15 protein-coding genes and 1 pseudogene are annotated in these 19,475 nt (G+C 70.5%); 8 read left to right on the top strand and 8 right to left on the bottom strand.

What is annotated here, in order from left to right; translation table 11 throughout:
- Nucleotides 1-2: 2 nt before the first annotated feature.
- Together OIC96_RS49975 and OIC96_RS41710 are read left to right on the top strand one after the other, a co-directional pair.
- Nucleotides 3-562: pseudogene (locus OIC96_RS49975) on the top strand (FAD-binding oxidoreductase); the annotation flags it as partial.
- Nucleotides 539-2,932: an FAD-binding and (Fe-S)-binding domain-containing protein gene (locus OIC96_RS41710; protein ID WP_443058587.1), complete on the top strand. Its 2,394-nt coding sequence runs from the start codon at nt 539-541 to the stop codon at nt 2,930-2,932. The pseudogene OIC96_RS49975 and the gene OIC96_RS41710, both read left to right, overlap by 24 nt.
- On the opposite strand, the gene OIC96_RS41705 is transcribed toward OIC96_RS41710, so the two are convergent.
- The 3 genes from OIC96_RS41705 to OIC96_RS41695 all read right to left on the bottom strand — a co-directional run bounded on the left by OIC96_RS41705 (nt 2,925) and on the right by OIC96_RS41695 (nt 7,069).
- Nucleotides 2,925-4,397, bottom strand: a complete 1,473-nt coding sequence (locus OIC96_RS41705) for a cation:dicarboxylate symporter family transporter (protein WP_330302860.1) — start codon at nt 4,395-4,397, stop codon at nt 2,925-2,927. The genes OIC96_RS41710 and OIC96_RS41705 overlap by 8 nt on opposite strands.
- 153 nt (nt 4,398-4,550) lie before the next feature.
- Nucleotides 4,551-6,164, bottom strand: a complete 1,614-nt coding sequence (locus tag OIC96_RS41700) for a peptide-N4-asparagine amidase (protein WP_330302861.1) — start codon at nt 6,162-6,164, stop codon at nt 4,551-4,553.
- Nucleotides 6,165-6,283: 119 nt separating this feature from the next.
- A complete protein-coding gene (locus tag OIC96_RS41695; RefSeq protein WP_406501344.1) occupies nt 6,284-7,069 on the bottom strand; it encodes a L,D-transpeptidase family protein in 786 nt (261 codons plus the stop codon).
- A 208-nt stretch (nt 7,070-7,277) separates the two neighbouring features.
- Between OIC96_RS41695 and OIC96_RS41690 the strand changes: the two genes are divergently transcribed.
- The 4 genes from OIC96_RS41690 (at nt 7,278) to OIC96_RS41675 (ending at nt 11,890) form a co-directional block, all read left to right on the top strand.
- The gene (locus OIC96_RS41690; protein WP_330302862.1) at nt 7,278-9,065 is read left to right on the top strand and encodes an ABC transporter ATP-binding protein; all 1,788 of its coding nucleotides are present in this window, start codon (nt 7,278-7,280) and stop codon (nt 9,063-9,065) included.
- The gene (locus tag OIC96_RS41685; protein WP_330302863.1) at nt 9,062-10,843 is read left to right on the top strand and encodes an ABC transporter ATP-binding protein; all 1,782 of its coding nucleotides are present in this window, start codon (nt 9,062-9,064) and stop codon (nt 10,841-10,843) included. Before OIC96_RS41690 ends, OIC96_RS41685 begins: the two co-directional genes overlap by 4 nt.
- Before the next feature lie 266 nt (nt 10,844-11,109).
- Nucleotides 11,110-11,580 carry a DUF5709 domain-containing protein gene (locus tag OIC96_RS41680; protein ID WP_330302864.1) on the top strand — a complete coding sequence of 157 codons (471 nt, stop codon included), beginning with the start codon at nt 11,110-11,112 and terminating at the stop codon, nt 11,578-11,580.
- Nucleotides 11,581-11,614: 34 nt separating this feature from the next.
- Nucleotides 11,615-11,890, top strand: a complete 276-nt coding sequence (locus tag OIC96_RS41675) for a type B 50S ribosomal protein L31 (protein WP_327426863.1) — start codon at nt 11,615-11,617, stop codon at nt 11,888-11,890.
- A 153-nt stretch (nt 11,891-12,043) separates the two neighbouring features.
- Here OIC96_RS41675 and OIC96_RS41670 read toward each other — a convergent pair whose 3' ends face one another.
- Complete coding sequence (locus OIC96_RS41670; RefSeq protein WP_327426864.1) at nt 12,044-12,838, bottom strand: metal-dependent hydrolase; 795 nt, start codon at nt 12,836-12,838, stop codon at nt 12,044-12,046.
- A 145-nt stretch (nt 12,839-12,983) separates the two neighbouring features.
- Here OIC96_RS41670 and OIC96_RS41665 point away from each other — a divergent pair, with 145 nt between their 5' ends.
- Nucleotides 12,984-15,497: a DEAD/DEAH box helicase gene (locus OIC96_RS41665; protein ID WP_330302865.1), complete on the top strand. Its 2,514-nt coding sequence runs from the start codon at nt 12,984-12,986 to the stop codon at nt 15,495-15,497.
- 19 nt (nt 15,498-15,516) lie between these two features.
- On the top strand, nt 15,517-16,383 hold the full coding sequence (locus OIC96_RS41660) for an acyl-CoA thioesterase (RefSeq protein WP_330302866.1): 867 nt from the start codon (nt 15,517-15,519) through the stop codon (nt 16,381-16,383).
- Nucleotides 16,384-16,484: 101 nt separating this feature from the next.
- Here OIC96_RS41660 and OIC96_RS41655 read toward each other — a convergent pair whose 3' ends face one another.
- From OIC96_RS41655 to OIC96_RS41640, 4 genes are all read right to left on the bottom strand, one after another.
- A complete protein-coding gene (locus OIC96_RS41655) occupies nt 16,485-17,504 on the bottom strand; it encodes a DUF6397 family protein (protein WP_330302867.1) in 1,020 nt (339 codons plus the stop codon).
- Nucleotides 17,505-17,631: 127 nt separating this feature from the next.
- Nucleotides 17,632-18,045 (bottom strand): roadblock/LC7 domain-containing protein, encoded by a 414-nt coding sequence (locus OIC96_RS41650; RefSeq protein ID WP_330302868.1) that lies wholly within the window; start codon nt 18,043-18,045, stop codon nt 17,632-17,634.
- Nucleotides 18,046-18,208: 163 nt separating this feature from the next.
- Nucleotides 18,209-18,814, bottom strand: a complete 606-nt coding sequence (locus OIC96_RS41645) for a GTP-binding protein (RefSeq protein ID WP_327426869.1) — start codon at nt 18,812-18,814, stop codon at nt 18,209-18,211.
- Nucleotides 18,815-19,053: 239 nt separating this feature from the next.
- Nucleotides 19,054-19,467: a DUF742 domain-containing protein gene (locus tag OIC96_RS41640; protein WP_330302869.1), complete on the bottom strand. Its 414-nt coding sequence runs from the start codon at nt 19,465-19,467 to the stop codon at nt 19,054-19,056.
- Between the last annotated feature and the right edge of the window lie 8 nt (nt 19,468-19,475).

The following is a 19,475-nucleotide window of genomic DNA, read 5'->3' as shown; positions in this document are numbered from 1 at the left end:
CGATGCCGTTGCTGGAGCCGGAGCCGGATGCCCTGCGCCCCGCCGCGCGCCCCGAGGCCCCCTCGCCCGACCGGGTCCCCGACGACCGTGCCGGGGGTACGCCCGAGCCTCTGCGCGGCGACCTGATCGCGCTGCTCGGCGCCGACAAGGTGCTCACCGGGATCTCCGACCTCGTCCGGTACGCCTCCGACGCCAGCCCCTACCGCTTCGTCCCCCGGGTCGTCGTGGTCCCCGAGGACATCGACGACGTCTCGGCCGTGCTGTCGTACGCGCACGGGAAGGGCCGCGAGGTGGTCTTCCGCGCGGCCGGGACCTCACTGAACGGCCAGGCGCAGGGCGAGGACATCCTCGTCGACGTGCGCAGGCACTGGACCGGCGTCGAGGTCCTGGACGGCGGCCGGCGGGCCCGCATCGGGCCCGGTACGACCGTCGCCCGCGCCAATGCCGCGCTCGCCCGGCACGGACGCGTGCTCGGCCCGACCCGGCGAGCGCGGTCGCCTGCACCGTCGGCGGGGTCGTCGCGAACAACGCCTCGGGTATGACGGCGGGCACTACCCGGAACGCGTACCGCACGCTCGCCTCCCTCACCATCGTGCTGCCGACCGGCACGGTCGTGGACACGGCGAAGCCGGACGCCGACGAACAGCTGGCGCATGCCGAGCCGGCCGTGTGCGCCGGGCTGATGAAGCTCAAGGCGGAGATCGAGTCCGACCCCGAACTGGTCGCCCGCATCCGCGCCAAGTACGCGATCAAGAACACCAACGGCTACCGCCTGGACGCGTTCCTGGACGGTTCGACACCCGTCGAGATCCTGCGCGGCCTGATGGTGGGCTCCGAGGGCACCTTCGGCTTCATCTCGGAGGTCGTCTTCGACACACTGCCGCTGGACCGGTGTGTCACCACCGGGCTGCTCTTCTTCCCCTCGCTGCCGGCCGCGGCCGGCGCCGTGCCCCTGTTCAACGAGGCGGGCGCGCTCGCCGTCGAGCTGATGGACGGCAACACGCTGCGCGCCTCGGTGAGCGTCGAGGGCGTACCAGCGGACTGGGCCGCACTGCCCAGGTCGACGGCGGCGCTCCTGGTGGAGTTCCGCGCTCCGGACGCGTCCCGGCAGGAGGCGTACGAGGAAGCGGCCCTCGAAGTGCTGAAGGGGCTCGCGCTGGTCTCCCCCGTCGCCTCGGTGACGAACGCCTTCACCCGAGACCCGAAGACCATCGCGGGCTACTGGAAGGCCCGCAAGGCGTTCGTCACAGCGGTCGGCGGTGCGCGTCCGTCCGGGACCACGCTGATCACCGAGGACTTCGCGGTGCCTCCGGAACGGCTGGCGGAGGCCTGTGCGGCACTGCTCGAACTCCAGACGCGGCACGGCTTCGACGCGGCCGTCGCGGGTCACGCCGCGCACGGCAATCTGCACTTCCTGCTCGCCTTCGACGCGTCCCGGGCGGCCGATGTCGCGCGGTACGCCTCCTTCATGGACGACTTCTGCCGACTGACGGTCGAGCGCTTCGACGGCTCCCTGAAGGCCGAGCACGCCACGGGCCGGAACATCGCGCCGTTCCTGGAGCTCGAATGGGGCCAAAGGGCGACGGAGTTGATGTGGCGGACGAAGCGGGTGATCGATCCGGACGGGGTGCTCGCGCCGCGCATCGTACTCGACCGTGATCCGCTCGCGCATCTGCGGGGCCTCAAGACGATTCCGCGGGTCGAGCCGATCGCCGACCCCTGCATCGAGTGCGGCTTCTGCGAACCGACCTGCCCCAGCCAGGATCTGACGACCACGCCGCGCCAACGGATCGTGCTGCGCCGGGAGATGATGCGCCAGCCCGACGGTTCCCCGGTCGAGGACGGCCTCCTGGAGGCGTACGGATACGACGCCGTGGACACCTGTGCGGGCGACTCGACGTGCCGGCTCGCCTGCCCGGTCGGCATCGACACGGGCGCGCTGATGAAGGGCTTCCGGCACGCACGGCACTCGCCGCGCGAGGAGAAGGCGGCGGCGCTCGCCGCGCGGAACTTCCGGGTGGTCGAGGCGGCGGCGCGGCGGGCCGTGGCCGCCGCGGACCGGATCGGCGAGCGATGGGCGGGCGCCGCGACGCGCGCGGCACGCAAGGCGGTACGGCCGGATCTCGTGCCCGAGTGGCTGCCGGGAATCCCGGGAGCGGCCTCCGCGAAACTGCCCCGCACCGCGCGCGTGGGAGCCACCGCCGTCTACTACCCGGCCTGCGTCAACCGCATCTTCGCCAGCCCTGGGGACGTGTCGCTCGCCCAGGCCGTCGTCGCGGTGTCCACGCGCGCGGGGAGGCCGGTTTGGATTCCGGACGATGTCGCGGGGACGTGCTGCGCGACGATCTGGCACTCCAAGGGGTACGACACGGGCAACGCCGTCATGGCCAATCGCATCGTCGAGGCCGCCTGGGGGTGGACGGCGGGCGGCAAACTGCCCCTCGTCGTGGACGCCTCGTCCTGCACGCTCGGCCTCGCGCACGAGGTCGTGCCGTATCTGACCGCCGACAACCGCGAGCTGCACGCCGAGTTGACGGTCGTCGACTCCCTGGTGTGGGCCGCCGACGAGCTGCTCCCCCACCTCACCGTGCTCCGGAGGGTCGGCTCCGCGGTGCTCCACCCCACCTGTTCCATGCGCCACTTGGGCGACGAGGCACAGCTGCGCGCGGTCGCCGAGGCCTGCGCCGAGGAGGTGGTCGTTCCGGACGACGCCGGGTGCTGCGCCTTCGCGGGCGACCGCGGCATGCTCCACAAGGAGCTCACCGAGTCGGCCACCCGCAAGGAGGCCGCGTTCGTGGGCTCGCGCCCCTTCGACGCGCACCTTTCGGCGAACCGTATGTGCGAGGTGGGGATGGACCACGCGACGGGCCGCGGCTACTACTCCGTACTGCTGGAGTTGGAGCGCGCGACCCGTCCTGAATCGGTCAACTGACCTCGGGCGCGGGTTCCTTGACCGCGACGGCTTGAGCGGGCACGTCGGCCTTGGCCGCCGGCTCAGGCTCCAGGTCCAGGTCCAGGTCCAGGTCCGACTCCGGCTCCGGCTCCGGCTCCGGCTCCGGCTCCGGCTGTGCGGGCGCCTCGGCCCGTGGCTCGTCCTCCTCCACGAACGCGATCTCGCCGTCCAGCACCTTCTTGGCCCGTTCCAGGTCGAGCGCGCCCTCCCAGCGGGACACCGCGAAGACGGCGACGCAGTTGCCGAGCAGGTTGGTGGCGACGCGCATGGAGTCCATGATCCGGTCGACGCCGAGCAGGAGCGCGACCGCTCCGGCGGGGATGACGCCGAGGGAGGACGCGGTCGCCGACAGGGCGAGGAAGGCCGAACCCGGTACGCCCGCCATGCCCTTGCTGGTCAGCATGAGCACCAGGACGACGGTGATCTGCTGGCTCAGGGAGAGGTCCACGCCCACGGCCTGGGCGATGAACAGCGTGCCGATGGAGAGGTAGATCGAGGCGCCGTCGAGGTTGAACGAGTACCCCGTGGGCAGCACCAGGCCCACCGCGTCGTCCCGGGCACCCGCCTGGCGGAGCTTCTGCATCATGCGCGGCATCACGGTCTCGCTGGACGCGGTGCCGAGGGCGAGCAGCATCTCCGCGCGGGTGTAGCGGACGAACTTCCACAGACTGAGCCCGGTGACCAGCTTCAGCGCGACGGCGAGCAGCGCGAGGAACAGCAGCGCGACCGCGTAGCACAGGATGATCAGCTTGCCGTACGTCTTGATCACGCCGAGCCCGTACTCGCCGACCAGGTGGACCATCGCACCGAACACCGCGAGGGGGGCCAGCTTCATGACGAAGCCGACGATCGCGAAGATGATCTCCTGGGCCTGCTCGATGGCGGGCAGGATCTTGGGCACCTTGGTGGTGCCGAGGTGCAGCAGCGCGGCGCCCGTCAGACACGCCAGCACCAGGACTTGGAGCAGCGAGTTCTCGGCGAACGCGCCGACGGCGCTCTGGGGCAGCGCGTTCAGGATGAACTCGCTGGTCGAGGGCAGCGAACCGCCTGCGGTCTTGCCCTCGATCGCCGAGGCGTCGAGCTTCGACGGGTCGACGTTCATGCCCGAGCCCGGGCTGACAACGTTGGCAGCGATCAGGCCGATGAGCAGCGCAGCCGTGGACGCGACCTCGAACCAGATCAGGGACTTGAGCCCGATCCGCCCGAAGGCCTTCAGATTGCCGGCCTTGGCGATGCCGACGACGACCACGCAGAACACGAGCGGCGAGATCACGGTCTTGATGAGACGTACGAAACCGTCGCCGAGCGGCTGGAAGGTCGTGGCCGTGTCGGGCCACAACCTTCCGACGACGATTCCGAGCACGAGGGCGCAGGCGACCTGCGCGAACAATGAGGTACGCAGTATGCGTGCGACGCGTCGCGGGGACGGTACAGACGGCGGCACGGGGGACTCCTCCAGGGGGACTTCTGGTATGCGGAAAAGCGCTTCCGCGCTGATCACTATTGAGGAGTTCCCCGTGCCGCCGGATACCTCTGTGTCACGTCCATGTAAATCATGGAACAGAGGCACCATTCCCGCTCAGCAGTCGCTGCGGTCTCAGCAGTTGCTGCGGTCTTCCGTCAGCACGCCCTGCACGGTGGTCACCTTCCGGTCGTAGCACCCGGCTGAGCCGTACAGCCGATAGCGCTCGCTCGTCGCTGCGACCGCATGACGCTGGTCCCGCGGCACGTTCGCCGTATACGTGGCATCGCCCGTATAGGTGTCGTCGAGCCGGGACCACGCGGTGCGCCGCCCGCCGCGCGTCTCCACCACGGCCGCCCGGTCGCCGAGCGTCAGGACGGTCCGCAGCCGGTCGTCCGCGCCGAGAGTCGTCGTGCCGTCCATCGCGTACGTGCGCTGGGTGCGCGTCGTCCTGGCCGGCCCTCGTCCGTCGACGGTGACCGTCTCGTCGTCGGTCCAGGTCGCCTTGAGCCCGTCCGTGTTCTCACCGTCCGTCCAGCGGTGCACGGAGGTGTTCGCCAGCACCCGCCGGACGGTGGTCTTCACGCGGCCGTGCGAGGTGTCGACGTACCCGGAGACCGTCAGCCCATGCCCGCCCTCGGTGTCGAGGCGGTTCTCCGAACCGGGCGTGTACGTCGACGAGTTGGCCAGGTCGCCCGCCTTGACCTCGGTGAGCGCGCCGCTCACGTGCTCGCTCTTCGCGTCCTGCCAGACGAGGACGTTGACCGGGGCGCTCCAGCCGGTCTGCCCCTGGGGAACGCCCACGACGGAGACGTCGACCCGGTGCGGACGGCCGTCGTTCAGGAGCCCGGCGAAGGGTGTCAGGTCGTACTCGATGGGCTTGACGTCGAAGGCGCGCGGGCCCGGAATCACGTACCAGAGGAAGGGGTTGGACCAGCCGCCGGTCCACACGGTCGGGAACGGCTCGGCGATACCGGCGAGTTGACCGTCGACCTTGATCTGCACCTCGCGGTAGGGACCGTTGTCCGCCTGGCAGGAGTACGGGGCCGAGTCCGGCACCGTCAGATACCAGAACTCCTCGCAGCCGCCACCGGACCCGGTCGCGTACACCTCGGCGACGATGCGCTCACTGTTGCGCGGTGTGGTGAGGGTCCCGTCCTGGAGGGTGAGGACCCGGTCGGGGGTGGCCGCCGCCGGCTTGGCGGGCTGTTCGGCGGCGTAGAAGGTGAGCGTGGCCTTGACGTCGAGGACTCCGGTGTACGTGTCGTCGACGACGTTCCCTATCAGCATCTCGACGTCGCGGCTCTGCCGGAAGGTGTCGCTGTAGCGGGTCACGTCCTTCTCGACGGACCACTCGATGCCGTCGGGCGAGGGCTCCGGAGTGGACGTGCGGAAGATCTCGACCCCGCCGATGTGCAGATAGCCGAGCCGGTCGAACTGCCGCCCCTTGACCTTGCCGTCGAGCCGCAGCACCACCTTGCTCCAGCGGTCACCGCAACCGCTCGGCGGCGCGTACGTGCCCTGGTACGGCGTGAAGTCGCGGAACTGCGCCTCGGCGACCGTCACTTCGCAGGACTTGGTGGCGGGCGCGGCGATCGGTGGGGCGGCGGTCAGGGGGTCGTGCCAGTCGGTGCCGAACTCGGCGGGAGGGTCCGCGAGTTGAGTGGCCGAGACCGGTGCCGCCCCGAGGAAGGCGCTCGCCACGAGGGTCACCCCGGCGAGCATGGACATGATGAGCCGTCTTCTCATGTGCGGTGTTCTACGGGGCGGTTGACCCGTCCCGCAATGGGCACTCGGGACGGCGCGCGCACGAGGACGGGGGCGGAACGGGGGCCCCACGTCGTGGTGCCCCCGTTCCGCCACGAGGACTAGGCGTTCAGATCCACCCTGTCCCCCATCACCACGACAGGATGCTGATCCGGGTCGAGCGTGCGCAGCAGATACTCCATGGCCGACTCGGACACGGTCACACACCCGGACGTGCCGCTGTCGTGGTCCAGGTGCAGCCAGATCTCGCCGCCCTTCGACTGCCCCAGGGGGCGGTGCGGGTCCTCGGGCGGGGCGCCCACGCGGCGGTTGTAGTTGATGGCGATGACGTAGTCGAAGTCGTGCCAGTGCGACTCGGCCCAGTCGTACGGCGCCTGATAGGTCTCCGACTGGTCGTACGGGAGCAGGGCACCCGGGTCGTCGAGCACTCCGCCCGCGTCGGTGAGCGTGAACACCCCGACGGGGCTGCGCTTGTCGTTCTCGTGGTGGTCGGTGGTCCAGCCTCTGGTCCCGTTGTGCGCCGGCCACCTACGGGTCTCGTCCCAGGTGGAACCGGACTTCGTGTACAGGACGACGGTGGAGTCGGCGGAGTTCTTGCCCTCGCCGTAGACCGCGACGACCTGGCGGGAGGCGGGCGGGATCCGCTGCTGCAACCGGTCGCCGACGTCAGGGATGCGTGTCAGGTCGACGGTCTGCGGCGGGGAGTGGCCGGCATGGCCGCCGGGCCCTCCGGTGCCCTTCGTCCCGCTCCCATTCGCGCTCGCGCCCCCGCCGCCTTGGCCACCGCAGGCCGACAGAGCGACGACAAGGACACCACAAGCCGCCGCGGCGAGCCCCGCACGCATCGCGCCGCTCTTTCGTACGCGGCCCATCCTGTTCTTTCGCATACGGCACATAGTCGCACCAATCGCCCACCATCTGCTTCCCGGCCATTCGCCGACGGTGGGGCCGAATCCATGCCCTGCGGCGAAAAATCGTTTGCCTCCGACCACGCTGCGACGCGAACCTTTCACGGTTTGTTGCCGGCCTTCACGGCCGGCCGGTTGCCGAAAACCGCGGCTCCCGCCACCCCCTGACACGAGCCACTGGGACGTCATGCAGATTCAAGACCTTCCGTATCCCGACCCGGGTGTGCCGGACGCACGCTCGGGTCCCCGATTCCTGTGGTGGCTCGGCCGGAATCAGCTCGGTGGGCAGTTCAAGGCCCTCGCCTGGGGCCTGCTGCACTTCGTGGCCGTCTCCGGGCTGCCGTTCTGCGTCGGCCTCGCCATCCAGGCCGTCGTCGACCGCTCCGGCACCAGGCTCGCCCTGACGGGCGGGCTGATGGTGCTCTGCGGCTTGGGCATCGCGCTGGGCGACACCATGCTGCACCGCACGGCGGTCACCAACTGGATCACGGCGGCCGCGCGCGTCCAGCAGCTGCTGGCCCGCAAGACCGCCCAGCTGGGCTCCGCGCTGACGCGGCGCGTCGCGGCCGGCGAGGTCGTCGCGGTCTCCACCGGCGACGTCGAGAAGATCGGCTGGTTCGTGGAGGCCCTGTCGCGCTTCGCGGCGGCCGCCCTGACCGTGGTGCTGGTCTGCGTCGCGCTGGTCGTCTACCAGCCGGCGCTCGGCGTGATCGTCGCCGTGGGCATGCCTGTCCTGGCGCTCGCCGTGCTGCCGCTGCTGCCCCGCGCCACCCGGCGCGCCGACTTCCAGCGCGAGAAGGCCGGACGCGCCACCGAACTGGCCTCGGACACCGTCGCGGGCCTGCGTGTACTGCGCGGCATCGGCGGCGAGGAGCTCTTCCTCGACCGCTACCGCCGTGCCTCCCAGGAGGTCCGCCGGGCAGCCGTGCGCAGCGCCCGGATGTGGTCGCTGATCAGCGCGATCCAGGTACTGCTGCCCGGTCTGCTGTTGATCGCCGTCGTGTGGCGCGGCGTGCATCTGGCCCGCGACGGCAAGATCACGGTCGGCGAACTGGTCACCGTGTACAGCGCCGTCATGCTGCTCACCTATCCGCTGCGGCACTTCGAGGAGATCGCCATGGCGTACTCCTTCTCGCGTCCGTCCGCCAAGCGGGCCGCCCGGGTGCTGTCCCTCGAACGAGCGATGGACAGCGACGGATCTCGCGCGGCCGAGGTGCCGGGCGGCGATCTGTACGACCCCTCGACCGGGCTGCTGGCGCCCTCCGGCCGGCTCACCGCCGTGGTGTGCGGGGACCCGGACACGGCGGGGCTGCTGGCCGAGCGGCTGGGCGGGCACCCTTCCGAGGAGGGCACCTCGGCGCTCCTGGGGGGCGTACCGCTGGACGAACTGCCGTTGGACTCCGCCCGCAGCGCCGTCCTCGTCCAGGACAAGGACCCGGTGCTGCTGTCCGGCTCGCTGCGCGAGCTGCTCGACGTCCCCGCGTCCGGTCTCGTCACCGCCGAGGACGCCCTGGCCGCCGCGCAGTGCGGCGACGTCCTGGACGCGCTGGCGCAGGGGTCGCTGGACGCCGAGGACCCGATGGACGCCCGGATCACCGAACGCGGACGCTCCCTGTCGGGCGGCCAGCGCCAGCGTCTGGCGCTCGCCCGCTCGCTGCTCACGGACCCCGAGGTACTCGTCCTGGACGAGCCGACGTCCGCCGTCGACTCGCACACCGAGGCCCGGATCGCCGACGGCGTGCGCTCCCTGCGCGCCGGGCGCACGACGGTGGTCTTCACCTCCTCTCCGCTGCTCCTGGACCACGCGGACCGGGTCGTGCTGGTCCACGAGGGCGAGGTCGCGGCGGTCGGCGTGCACCGCGAACTGGTGCGCGGCGAACCGCGTTACCGGGCCGTGGTGACCCGGGAGACCGAGGACGAGGCCGCCCTGGACGACGTTCTGGAAGCACTGGAAGAAATCGAGGAGAGCGCATGATCGGCGTGGCGCCACCGGCGTACGACCCGGCCGCCCCGACGACGGCGAACACCCTGCCCGTCGGCGCGCCCGCGACCGTACGCGCCTACGTGGCCGAACTGTTCCAACGGCACCGCAGGGCCTTCCTGCTCCTGGTCGCCGTCAACACCGTGGCCGTCGTCGCCTCGATGGCCGGGCCCTATCTGCTGGGCTCGGTCGTCGAGCGGGTCTCGGACCACGCGCGCGAGCTCCATCTGGAGCGCACCGTCGCGCTGTTCGTCGTCGCCCTCGTCGTCCAGGCCGTGTTCGTACGAGCGGTACGACTGCGCGGGGCCGTGCTCGGCGAGCGGATGCTGGCCGATCTGCGCGAGGACTTCCTCGTACGGTCGGTCGGGCTGCCGCCCGGCGTCCTGGAGCGGGCCGGGACCGGCGATCTGCTGTCCCGCATCACGACCGACATCGACCGGCTCGCCAACGCGATGCGCGAGGCGGTGCCGCAGCTGGCCATCGGTGTGGTGTGGGCGGCGCTGCTGCTCGGCGGACTCGCCGTGACCGCGCCGGCGCTCGCCCCCGCCGTGCTGGTCGCCGTGCCGCTGCTGGTGGTCGGCTGCCGCTGGTACTTCAAGCGCGCGCCGTCCGCCTACCGCTCGGAGGCCGCCGGGTACGCCGCTGTCGCCGCCGTCCTCGCCGAGACGGTCGACGCCGGGCGTACGGTCGAGGCGCACCGCCTGGGCGAACGCCGCATCGACCTGTCGGACCGCCGGGTCAAGGAGTGGACGGCATGGGAGCGGTACACGCTCTGGCTGCGGTCGGTCCTCTTCCCGGTCGTCAGCCTCACGCATGTGACGGTGCTGTGCTCGGTCCTGATGATCGGCGGGGTCTTCGTCCTCCAGGGCTGGATCGGTGTGGGCCAGCTGACGACGGGCACGCTCATCGCACAGATGCTCGTCGACCCGGTGGGCCTGATCCTGCGGTGGTACGACGAGCTGCAGGTCGCCCAGGTCTCGCTGGCCCGCCTTGTCGGTGTCCGGGACATCGAGCCGGCCGCGGGCGATCCGGCCGTGGCCCCGAACGGGCGCGACGTCCACGCGGACCGGGTGCACTTCGGCTACCGGGCCGGAGTGGACGTGCTGCGCGAGGTCTCCCTGGAGGTCGCGCCCGGCACCCGGCTCGCCCTGGTCGGCCCGTCCGGCGCGGGCAAGTCCACGCTGGGCAGGCTGCTCGCCGGGATCTACGCGCCCCGGGACGGCCGGATCACGCTCGGCGGCGCCGAACTGTCTCGGATGCCCGCCGAGGAGGTCCGCTCCCACGTGGCCCTGGTCAACCAGGAACACCACGTCTTCGTGGGCTCCCTGCGCGACAACCTGCTGCTCGCCCGGACCGGCGCCGCCGACGCCGAGCTGTGGGCGGCGCTCGGCGCGGTCGACGCGGACGGCTGGGCCCGGGCCCTCGGCGACGGCCTGGACACCGAGGTCGGCTCCGGCGGGGTGGCGCTCACCCCGGCCCAGGCCCAGCAGATCGCGCTGGCCCGGCTGGTGCTGGCCGATCCGCACACGCTGGTTCTGGACGAGGCGACCTCGCTCCTCGACCCGCGCGCGGCACGCCATCTGGAGCGCTCACTGGCGCGTGTCCTCGACGGCCGCACCGTCGTCGCCATCGCGCACCGGCTGCACACCGCGCATGACGCGGATGTCATCGCCGTCGTGGAGAACGGCCGGATCAGCGAGCTGGGCAGCCACGACCAGCTGGTCGCGGCGGAGGGTGCGTACGCGGCGCTGTGGCGGTCCTGGCACGGGTGAGCGAGCGCTGCCGGTGCGGTCCGCGCTCACACGTGGGAGCGGTCGCACCGGCGCCCCGGGCCTGTATCCGTGGGCATGCCCGTCCCACATCGGACCGTGTGGCGTTGCGCGGTGCCGAAGGGGGGTGGAAGGCTGGATGTGGGCACCGGCTCGGGGGACTCCCGGGAACCACCCGTTCGCGCGGAGTGACGCCTGTGTCCAGTGGCCCGTGCGCCGCCGTCCAGTGCGGCGGCACCGGACCCCGCCCGCACCCCCTGGAGGTAGCCGTGAACAGCGCCGACGGATGGGGAGACGACGTCTACCAGCCCGACGGATCCGAGGTACAGGACGACGCGGGGCTGCTCGACGCCGAGGACACCCTGCTCGCCGACGGCGTCGGCGATCCCCTCGACCGGGGCTGGTCGCCACCGGAGCGACCGTGGGCGGTGGAGCACTCCGGCGTGACCGCCGCCGAGCGCCAGGAGGGCGAGACCCTGGACCAGCGCCTGGCGGAGGAACTGCCCGACGTCGCGGAACCCGACGGAGACGGCATCGGCGACTGCGAGGGCACCGACGGCGAACCCCTCGACAACGAGGTGGGCGCCCTGCGCTCCGGCCGTCTCGTGGCCCCCGACGAAGGCGCCCATGAGGACGAGGAGAGCGGGCTCATCGCCACGGACGTGGGCATCGACGGAGCCGCCGCCTCGGCCGAGGAAGCCGCGATGCACATCGTGGACGAGGACTCCCTGTCCGGCTGACCGATCCCCCGCCCCTCTCCCCCAAGGAGCACCCATGCAGCAGGACAAGCAGCCCGCCTACCACCCCGTCGTCTTCCGCGACCGCGCCGCCGGCTACGCCTTCCTCACCCGCTCCACCGCCACGAGCGAGCAGACCATCGAGTGGGACGACGGGGAGACCTACCCGGTCGTCGACGTCGAGATCTCCTCGGAAAGCCACCCGTTCTACACGGGCAAGGCCCGGACCGTCGACACGGAGGGCCGCGTCGCTCAGTTCGAGCGGCGGTACGGAGGCGGCGGGCAGGACTCCGGCGGGAGCACCACCGCCTGAGCGAGACGATGTCCCTGGGCCAACCGTCCTGCCGTACGGGCCCGTTGAGAGCGACTCCTCCACCGCCTCGGCGCCACCACAGCCCCGGCTGGACCGCGTCTACAGCTGCCTGGGGTGCCGGCCGCACGAGGACGACACGGGCCGCCCAGCACCTCAGATGACGTTGAGCGCCGCCGCGCACCCCACCCCGCCCAGCAGCATGAACACCGGCATCAGCACCTTGAGCTCCACCCAGCTGCCGGCGCGGAAGCGCATCGCCTTGGGCGGGCCGATCGGGTACCAGCGCTTGCGGCCGATCGGGATGGGCCACAGGACCGGGCATCCGGACACCGTCAGGGCGTCCCCGATGTCGTGCACCAGGGCGCCCAGGACGATCGGGAGCCCGAGCCACAGGTATTCCTGGCCCGGCGCGGTGAACAGCCAGTCCGAGCCGTTGCCCGGCTTGTCCAGGACCCCCGCGAGGATCCACGCGCTGGTCGCGGCCAGCAGCCAGACCAGGATGTCGGCGCTGGAACCACGCGTCGCCCGCCACAGCAGACCCTCGATGGCGAGCACCATGTGGACGAAGAGGATGGCCAGGACCGCCCAGCGGCCGCCGGTGATCGCCACGACCGAGGTGCCCGCACCGATCATCACCGCCCACAGCCAGGTGTGCGTCAGTGTGCGGTGGCCGCCGGAGCGGCGCGGGTCGCCGGGCTTCTTCGTCCCCTTGTAGACGGCGTACGAGAGCTTGTCGACGATCTCGCACAGGCCTCGTGAGACGGGTCCGAAGGCCCGCGAGATGGTGGCCGCCTTGTGATCCAGGTCGGGGGCGAGGGCGGCGCCGGCGCAGATCAGCGCCCCGACCAGGAGGACCGGCCAGGGCATGGTGTGGCCGGCCGCGGCGGCCGCCGCTCCTACGCCGAGCCAGGCCGCGGCTCCCGACAGTGAGTGTGCTGGTCCCATCATGGCCGTTCCCCGCCCCATTCCTCTTGTAACGCTGTCCAGTTGCCCGTGTGCGCCGGCGCTTGGCCGGCGCCACAGCGTAGCGGTCGTGATCTTCCGACCAGCATCCGATTCCCCCATCGAGTGGGTTCACAGGCAAGATGGGGGCGTGACCCTTATCGATCAGCTGCCGCAGACCGCAGACCCCGACGCCCTCTACGAAGCCTTCGAGTCGTGGGCCGGGGAACGCGGTCTCACGCTCTACCCCCATCAGGAGGAGGCGCTGATCGAGGTGGTCTCGGGGGCGAACGTGATCGTCTCGACGCCCACCGGCTCGGGCAAGAGCATGATCGCCGCGGGCGCGCACTTCGCGGCGCTCGCCCGTGACGAGGTCACCTTCTACACGGCGCCGATCAAGGCGCTCGTCTCGGAGAAGTTCTTCGAGCTGTGCAAGATCTTCGGCACCGAGAACGTCGGCATGCTCACCGGCGACGCCTCCGTGAACGCCGACGCCCCCGTCATCTGCTGCACCGCCGAGGTGCTGGCGTCCATCGCGCTGCGCGACGGCAAGCACGCCGACGTCGGCCAGGTCGTCATGGACGAGTTCCACTTCTACGCGGAGGGCGACCGCGGCTGGGCGTGGCAGATCCCGATCCTTGAACTGCCGCAGGCGCAGTTCATCCTGATGTCGGCGACGCTCGGCGACGTCTCGATGTTCGAGAAGGACCTCACCCGGCGCACCGGCCGCCCCACCTCGGTGGTCCGCTCGGCGACCCGGCCCGTGCCCCTCTCCTACGAGTACGTGCTGACTCCGCTGACGGAGACACTCACCGAGCTGCTCGCCACCAAGCAGGCACCCGTCTACATCGTGCACTTCACCCAGGCCCAGGCCGTGGAGCGCGCGCAGGCGCTGATGAGCATCAACATGTGCACGCGGGAGGAGAAGGACCAGATCGCCGAGCTGATCGGCAACTTCCGCTTCACCACCAAGTTCGGCCGCAACCTCTCCCGTTACGTACGCCACGGAATCGGCGTGCACCACGCGGGCATGCTGCCCAAGTACCGCCGCCTGGTGGAGAAACTGGCCCAGGCCGGTCTTCTCAAGGTCATCTGCGGCACGGACACCCTCGGCGTCGGAGTCAACGTCCCGATCCGCACGGTGTTGTTCACGGCCCTGACGAAGTACGACGGCACCCGGGTGCGGACGCTGCGCGCGCGGGAGTTCCACCAGATCGCGGGCCGCGCCGGGCGGGCCGGCTTCGATACGGCGGGCTACGTCGTCGCCCAGGCGCCGGAGCACGTCATCGAGAACGAGAAGTCGCTCGCCAAGGCGGGCGACGACCCGAAGAAGCGCCGCAAGGTGGTGCGCAAGAAGGCTCCCGAGGGCTTCGTCGGCTGGACGGACAACACCTTCGAGAAGCTCATCGCCTCCGAGCCCGAGCCGCTGACCTCGCGCTTCCGCGTGACGCACACCATGCTGCTGTCGGTGATCGCCCGCCCCGGCAACGCCTTCGAGGCCATGCGGCATCTGCTGGAGGACAACCACGAGCCGCGCAAGCAGCAGTTGCGGCACATCCGGCGGGCGATCGCGATCTACCGCTCGCTCCTCGACGGCGGTGTCGTCGAGAAGCTCGACGAACCGGACGCCGAGGGCCGCATCGTGCGGCTCACCGTCGATCTCCAGCAGAACTTCGCCCTCAACCAGCCGCTGTCGACCTTCGCACTCGCCGCGTTCGAGCTCCTGGACCCCGAATCCCCCTCGTACGCCCTCGACATGGTGTCCGTCGTCGAATCCACCCTGGACGACCCGCGGCAGATCCTCGCGGCCCAGCAGAACAAGGCGCGCGGCGAGGCCGTGGCCGCGATGAAGTCGGACGGCGTCGAGTACGAGGAGCGCATGGAGCGGCTCCAGGACGTCTCGTACCCCAAGCCGCTGGAGGAGCTGCTCTTCCACGCGTACAACACCTACCGCAAGAGCCATCCGTGGGTCGGCGACCATCCGCTCTCCCCGAAGTCCGTCATCCGTGACATGTACGAACGGGCCATGACCTTCACCGAGTTCGTCTCCAACTACGAGCTCGCCCGCACCGAGGGCATTGTCCTGCGCTATCTGGCGAGTGCCTACAAGGCTCTTGAACACACCGTCCCGGACGACCTCAAGTCCGAGGACCTGGAGGACCTCATCGCCTGGCTGGGCGAGATGGTGCGCCAGGTCGACTCCAGCCTCCTGGACGAGTGGGAGCAGCTCGCCAACCCCGAGGAGATGACGGCCGAGGAGGCCCAGGAGAAGGCCGACCAGGTCAAGCCGGTCACCGCGAACGCCCGCGCCTTCCGCGTCCTCGTCCGCAACGCCATGTTCCGCCGGGTCGAGCTCGCCGCCCTCGACAATGTCCACGAGCTCGGTGAGATGGACACCGACTCCGGCTGGGACGCCGATGCCTGGGGCGAGGCGATGGACAAGTACTGGGACGAGTACGAGGACCTCGGCACCGGCCCCGACGCCCGCGGCCCCAAGCTGCTGTCGATCGTGGAAGAGCCGCAGAACGGCCTGTGGCGTGTCCGTCAGACCTTCGCCGACCCGAACGGCGACCACGACTGGGGCATCAGCGCGGAGGTCGACCTCGTGGCCTCCGACGCGGAGGGCCGCGCCGTGGTCAAGGTCACCGACGTCGGCCAGCTGTGAGCACGGGAGAATCCCCCACATGACGAACCCAGCCGAGAGACTCGTCGATCTGCTCGACCTGGAGCAGATCGAGGTCAACATCTTCCGTGGCCGCAGCCCGGACGAATCACTGCAGCGGGTCTTCGGTGGCCAGGTGGCGGGCCAGGCCCTGGTCGCCGCCGGGCGCACCACCGAAGGCGACCGGCCGGTGCACTCGCTGCACGCGTACTTCCTGCGCCCGGGCCGGCCGGGCGTGCCGATCGTGTACCAGGTCGAACGGGTCCGGGACGGGCGGTCGTTCACCACCCGTCGTGTCACCGCCGTGCAGCAGGGCCGCACGATCTTCAATCTGACCGCCTCCTTTCACAAGCCTGAGGAAGGGAGCTTCGAGCACCAGCTGCCGCCGGCCCGCGAGGTTCCGGACCCGGAGTCGCTGCCGACGGTGACGCAGGAGATCAAGGAGCATCTGGGCGCGCTCCCCGAGGCGTTGGAGCGCATGGCACGGCGTCAGCCGTTCGACATCCGCTATGCGGACCGGCTGCGCTGGACCCCCGAGGAGATCAAGGACGCCGAGCCGCGCAGCGCGGTGTGGATGCGTGCCGTAGGGCCGCTGGGCGATGACCCGCTGGTGCACACCTGTGCCCTTACGTACGCGAGCGACATGACCCTTCTGGACGCCGTCCGGATCCCGGTGGAACCGCTGTGGGGCCCGCGCGGCTTCGACATGGCCTCGCTGGACCACGCCATGTGGTTCCACCGGCCGTTCCGCGCGGACGAGTGGTTCCTGTACGACCAGGAGTCCCCGATCGCGACGGGCGGTCGCGGGCTGGCCCGCGGGCGCATCTACGACCTGGAGGGACGCCTGCTCGTCTCGGTCGTCCAAGAGGGGCTCTTCCGGGCGCTGTAGGGAAGTGCCGACCCTCCCGGGAGGCTTTTCCGGCACTGCGGGGAAGCGCCTGACCGTCCCGGGAAGGGCTCTTCAGGGCGCTGCGGGACGACACCTGTGACTCAGGGGTTTCTGCGGCGCAGCCACCCGAGCAGCCTCCGTGACCGCTCGGACTCCTCCGTCGAGGGCCGGTCCTCCGTCGAGGGCCGGTCCTCCGTGGTCGGCCGGTCCTCCGTGGTCGGTCGGTCCTCCGTCGTCAGCTGCTCTCCGGCCGTCGGCCGCTCTTCCGGAGCGGTCGGCCCCGGTCGCGAGGCCACTGGTGGTGAGGCCACGAGGGACACGGCCACGGATGGTGGGGCTTTCGCTGTCGGGCGGGGCGCGGCACGGAGCTCCCGGGCTTCGGCGACAGCCTGGCCCAAGTCGGCCCGGAGCCAGCTGATCTCGTCGGGATCCTCGGCCGTCATGATCCGTGAGGCGAGGTGTGCGGCGGGAGAGTCCGGTGCGCCATGAGAGGCCCGCTCGGGCCCGAAACGGTTCAGATAGGCCCGCTCGTACGGATCACTGACGATCTCCGCCACCTGAACGGGGTCGAGCAGGGACGCCACGACCGCGGCCCGTGCCCAGGGATCCTCGGCCTGCCGCAGCAGGAAGCCCATGTGCCGTCCCCGCCAGTTGCGAGGACGCAGGTCCAGACCGGCCTCCAGCTGGTCGCGGAGCCCCTCGGGCGTACGGCCGCTCAGCATCAGGGCATTGTCCTTGTCTGCCGTGAACTGCCGCAGTTCCTCGGCCAGATACAGCCAGACCACCGCCCTATAGCGGTTTAGGTAAAACTTCACCGGAACCACCAGCCCCAGGCGCGCCAGGCGCGTGAACCTGACGGTGGTCACCTCCATGAGGGCGGCGCCCTCCGTGGTGCCGACGACCTTGACACGCTCGCGCAGGGACTCGGGGAAGCCGTCCTCGGAGCGCACCCGGTCGATCTCCGTGCGTGCGACGCGACGTCCACCGCCGCCCTCGTCGGGGACAGTCCGGACGCATCCGAGGTGCAGGGCGAGGTCGAACTCACCGCGCCTGAGTTCCAGTTCTCGTGCGGCGCGGCTGAGTGACGATGTGGCGGACTGGGTCATCGTGTTGCCGGACATGGCGGTTCTCCCCGTGGAGCGAGTTGCTCGCGCTGGCGTGCGCTTGCTTCGAGAAAAACCGTATCCGGCTCGGCCGACATCGCGGCGAGCCTGTGGATAACTCTGACCGCGACGACGTATGCCCAGGTCAGAGGTCTACGGTAGGTGCGCCTTCTGGCTGCCGCGCGTCCACGCGAAGGTGTTCGCCGACGCGGTTCACGAGCAGGGTCATCTCATAGGCGATCTGGCCGATGTCGGCCTCCGCGGCGCTGAGGACACACAGACAGCTGCCGGCGCCGGCGGCGGTGACGAAGAGCACCGCGTCGTCGAACTCGATCATCGTCTGGCGTACTTGCCCCGCACCGAAGTGACGGCCGGAGCCCTTGGCCAGGCTGTGCAGGCCCGACGAGACCGCGGCGAGGTGCTCGGCGTCCTCGCGCCGCAGTCCCGTGCTCGCGCCCGTCACCAGCCCGTCGTTGGACAGCACCAACGCGTGCCGTATGTGTTCGACGCGCCCGGTGAGGTCGTCCAGCAGCCAGCCAAGTCCCGTGTTCTGCGCCATGATCCGGTCTCCCCGTGGTGTCCTTCCCCCTGGCCGGAGGATCTGACCAGCAGCCTTCCCCACAGCCGCCCTCCGAGCAAGGAGGACGGTCGGCATGGCAGAGAACATGACCGACGAGCAATGGCCGGCGTTCGTCCGGCTCCGCCTGGTCTTGGCCGACGTCTCAGCCGACGGAGTCGAGCAGCCGGGCGGTGTGCACCCGCCCGGCGTACTCGACGAGACGGATCAGCACCTCCTTCCCGGAGTCACGGTCACGTGCGTCGCAGAGCACCACGGGCGTCCCTCGGTCGAGGTCGAGGGCGCGGGACACATCCTGAGCGCCGTAAGTGCGGGCGCCCGTGAAGCAGTTGACGGCCACCACGAACGGGATGTGCCGGTGCTCGAAGTAGTCCACCGCGGGGAAGCAGTCTTCGAGCCGCCGGGTGTCCGCGAGAACGACGGCGCCGAGGGCGCCCTGCGACAACTCGTCCCAGAGGAACCAGAACCGGTCCTGGCCCGGGGTTCCGAAGAGGTAGAGCGAGAGACCGGACCTGATGGTGATGCGCCCGAAGTCCATCGCGACAGTCGTCGTGACCTTCTGGTCCACACCGTCGGTGTCGTCCACCGACTGGCCTGCCTCACTCAGCAGTTCCTCGGTGCGCAGCGGCCTGATCTCACTGACCGCGCCCACCAGGGTGGTCTTGCCCACGCCGAATCCGCCGGCGACCAGTATCTTCAATGCCAGGGCGGTCATCTCGCCACCCGAGGCGTCGGAGTTCTCGGAGACCATCGATCACTTCTCTCGGGAGTGCCGACAACGGTCGACGTCGGTACATCTGTGCAGAGTGTGCGTCGGTACATCAGTGCGGGTGTGCGAAGCGTCAGCGCGAGTGTGCGAAGTCAGCATCATGACAACTGCGGCTCCTCTTCGAGGGGTTGGACCGCAATTTGACCGTTGTGACCCGCTCGCGTGCGTTCAGTGCTCGAATGTGGGCACAAAGAGGTCCGGGACAAGCCGACGTGGTTCATCTAGAGCGCCCTCAGCCCCTCGATCACCTCGCGGAGGATCCGCTCGTCGGGCAGTTGCGCGGGCGGCACGGGGCGGCTGACGGTAACGCAGCCCAGTTCCAGCAGATCGCCGAGGAGCACCCTGACCACACCCACCGGCAGGTCGGCGCCCGCGGCCAGTTCGGCCACCGACTGCGTCTCGATACGGCACAGTTCGATCAGCGCCCGGTGCTCCGGGCCGAGCGAGGTGTCGTCGTCGACTCCGGGTGCGCCCGTGTCGAGCGTGACCAGGGCGATCAGGTCGAAGCGCACCCCGGTGGGGCCGGGTTTGGTTCGCCCGCCCGTCATCGCGTAGGGGCGGACGAGCGGTCCGGCCTCGTTGTCGTACCACTGGCTGCCCGGCTGCGGCGGGGCGCCCGGCGTGTCCTCGGTCATCTGCACCG

The organism is Streptomyces sp. NBC_00775 (genome assembly GCF_036347135.1).
GTDB lineage: Bacteria > Actinomycetota > Actinomycetes > Streptomycetales > Streptomycetaceae > Streptomyces > Streptomyces lutosisoli.
The sequence above is the reverse complement of the archived record's forward strand: the minus strand, read 5'-3'. Positions and strand labels throughout refer to the sequence as shown.